Origin of the sequence: Actinotalea ferrariae (assembly GCF_019733465.1) — a bacterium.
In the GTDB taxonomy this organism is placed as follows: Bacteria; Actinomycetota; Actinomycetes; order Actinomycetales; family Cellulomonadaceae; genus Actinotalea; species Actinotalea ferrariae_A.
The window spans coordinates 1-2953 of the sequence record NZ_JACVQL010000313.1; the positions used below are offsets into that span (position 1 = coordinate 1).

Annotated in this window: 3 protein-coding genes; 2 read left to right on the plus strand and 1 reads right to left on the minus strand. The window is 75.6% G+C overall.

Features of this window, described 5'->3' with window-relative positions; all coding sequences use genetic code 11:
* A partial coding sequence (locus ICW40_RS18700; protein WP_221655503.1) for a C40 family peptidase occupies positions 1-632 on the plus strand: 632 nt, incomplete at its 5' end.
* A gap of 97 nt (positions 633-729) precedes the next feature.
* Here ICW40_RS18700 and ICW40_RS18705 read toward each other — a convergent pair.
* Positions 730-1239 (minus strand): inorganic diphosphatase, encoded by a 510-nt coding sequence (locus ICW40_RS18705; RefSeq protein WP_221655504.1) that lies wholly within the window; start codon positions 1237-1239, stop codon positions 730-732.
* A gap of 137 nt (positions 1240-1376) precedes the next feature.
* Here ICW40_RS18705 and dacB point away from each other — a divergent pair, with 137 nt between their 5' ends.
* On the plus strand, positions 1377-2783 hold the full coding sequence (dacB, locus tag ICW40_RS18710) for a D-alanyl-D-alanine carboxypeptidase/D-alanyl-D-alanine endopeptidase (protein WP_221655505.1): 1407 nt from the start codon (positions 1377-1379) through the stop codon (positions 2781-2783).
* The last annotated feature ends 170 nt before the right edge of the window (positions 2784-2953 follow it).

Below are 2953 nucleotides of genomic sequence, written 5' to 3' on the forward strand. Positions count from 1 at the left end.
CCGCCGCACAGCGCGGCGTCGCCCCCTCGACCCCCGGGTCCCCGGCGGCACCGCCGGTCGGCGGCGGCGCGACGGCGCCCGTCGCCCCTCCGGTCACCGTCACTCCGCCCGTGACGCCTCCGCCGGTCACGACGCCCCCCGTCACCGCGCCTCCGGTCACGCCACCGGTCGTCACGCCGCCCCCGCCCCCGCCCCCGCCGCCGCCGGTCACGCAGCCGGCCCCCGACCCCTACGGGCTCGGCACGGGCTCGCAGCGCGGCTCGGCCGCGCAGGGCCAGTCCGCGGTCGCATGGGCGGTCGCCCAGGTCGGCAAGGCGTACGGCTACGGCGCCGTCGGCCCCGACGCGTTCGACTGCTCGGGCCTCACGAGCAAGGCGTGGGCCGCGGCCGGCGTCAGCATCAACCGGACGTCACGCGACCAGTACCGCCAGGTCCAGAAGATCTCCTACGACGCGATGCGTCCCGGCGACCTCATCTTCTACGGCAGCGTGGGCAGCGACCCGGGCAGCATCACGCACGTCGCGATGTTCGTCGGCAACGGCCAGATGGTCGAGGCCCCGAGGCCCGGCGTGAACGTGCGCGTCACGAAGATCCGCTGGGCCGGGACCATGCCCTACGCGGGCCGGCCGTAGCGCACCGCACCACCAGACATGACGCGAGGGCGTCCGGACCGGTGTCCGGACGCCCTCGCGTCGTCGTGCGTGCGTGCCGTCGGTCCGACGGCGCGTCTCAGTGCTGGCCGTGCTTCTCGTAGTAGCCGGTGTCGATCGCGCGCTGGATCGAGTTGCGGATCTCGGCCTCGGCCGCCGCCTTGTCGACCCAGTGCGCACCCTCGACGGACTTGCCCGGCTCGAGGTCCTTGTAGACCTCGAAGAAGTGCTGGATCTCGAGGCGGTGGAACTCGCTGACGTCGTCGATGTCCTGGCGCCACGAGGCGCGCTGGTCGCCCGTCGGCACGCAGAGCACCTTGTCGTCGCCGCCCGCCTCGTCGCGCATGCGGAACATGCCGAGGGCACGGCACCGGATGAGGCAGCCCGGGAACGTCGGCTCCTCGAGGAGCACGAGCGCGTCCAGCGGGTCGCCGTCCTCGCCCAGCGTGCCCTCGATGAACCCGTAGTCGTCGGGGTAGCGCGTCGAGGTGAAGAGCATCCGGTCCAGCCGGATGCGACCCGTCTCGTGGTCCACCTCGTACTTGTTGCGCTGCCCCTTCGGGATCTCGATGGTGACGTCGAACTCCACGGGCGCTCCCTCGGGTGTGGCCGCCTCGAGCGGCGGCGTGCTGTGACTAGTGTGGCGCACCGGCAGGTCCCGTGCCGCCGTCCGCTGCGCGGGCCCCCGTGCGGGAGGCCGAGGACGACGACGAGCACGGAGGTGTGATGGGTACGGCAGCGCGGGTCGCGGGCGCGGTGGTGCTCACGCTGGTCGTCGGGGCCGGCGGCTACGTCGCCGCCGACGCGTACGACGTCGTCCCCGGTCTCCTCACGCTCGAGCCCGAGCCCTCGCCGGCGGAGCCGTTCCCCACGATCCCCGCTGCGGTCGCCGCGCCCGACGTCGTGCCCGTCGTCGCCGCGCTCGACCCCGCGGCGCCCGTGCCCGCGGCCGACTCCGTGACCGCGATCGCCCAGGCGCTCGTGGCCGACCCGCGGATGGGCGCCTCCACGGGGGTCGTCGTGCAGGACGTGCTCACCGGGCAGGTGCTCACGGACCTCGGCGGGACGACGCCGCACGTGCCCGCGTCCACGGCGAAGCTGCTCACCGGCCTCGCCGCGATGACGGCGCTGGGCCCGGACCGGACGCTGTCCACGACCGTCGTGCAGCTCGAGCCGGGGCGCGTCGTGCTCGTGGGCGGCGGCGACATGATGCTCGGCGCGGGCGCCGGCGTCCCCGACGCGGTGAGCGGCCGCGCCGGCCTGGTGGACCTGGCCGCGCAGACCGCGCGGTCGCTGCGCCTCGCGGGCGTCGAGCAGGTCGAGCTGGCCGTCGACGACACCCTCTTCTCCGGCCCGTCGATCCACCCGCAGTGGGTGCCGTCCGACGTCGCGGCGGGGTTCGTGGCGCCCGTCGCGGCGCTCGCGATCGACGTCGCCAAGATGCGCGAGGGCGAGTACCCGCCGCGCTACCAGGACCCCGCGATGCAGACGGCCCAGACGTTCGCGACCGTCCTGGCCGACCAGGGCATCACGGTCACGGGCACGCCGACGCGCGCCGACGCGCCCGCGGGGGCGCTCGAGCTCGGCCGCGTCGAGTCGGCCCCCGTGCGCGAGGTCGTCCGGTACGCGATGCAGGTGTCCGACAACTCGATCACCGAGGTGCTCGGACGCCTGGTCGCGGTCGAGCACGGGCTGCCGGGGAGCTTCGAGGGCGCGACGGCGGCGGTCCTCGCCGAGCTGGGGCGCCAGGGCCTCGACACCACGGGTGCGGTGCTCTCGGACTGCAGCGGGCTGTCGAAGGGGTCCGCCCTCCCGGCGTCGCTCCTCGTCGGGCTCGTCGCGGCCGCCGCGGACCCGGCCAACCCCCAGCTGCTGCCGGTGCTGCTCGACCTCCCCATCTCGGGCTGGCAGGGCACGTTGTCCGACCGGTTCGAGGACGGTCCGGCCGAGGGGCTCGTGCGCGCCAAGACCGGCAGCCTGCCGGGTGTGACGTCGCTCGCCGGGACGGTCCAGACGTCGGGCGGTCGCCTGCTCGCCTTCGCCGTGCTCGCCGACGCGACGCCGCCCGGCGGGCAGCCGGGCCCGCGCGCCGCGATCGACTCCTTCGTCCAGCAGGTCGCGGGGCTCGTGTGAGCCGCGACGGCGGAGCGCAGACCCTCGACGCGCTCGTCGTCGACTGGGACCGGGCCGCCCGGTGGGCGGGCCGCATGGCACCGCCCGGGCCGACGGCGAGCCGGGCCGAGCTCGAGGCCCTCGTCGGCGGCCTGAGGGACGCGGCCGAGCGCGCCTACCCGCTCGCGCGG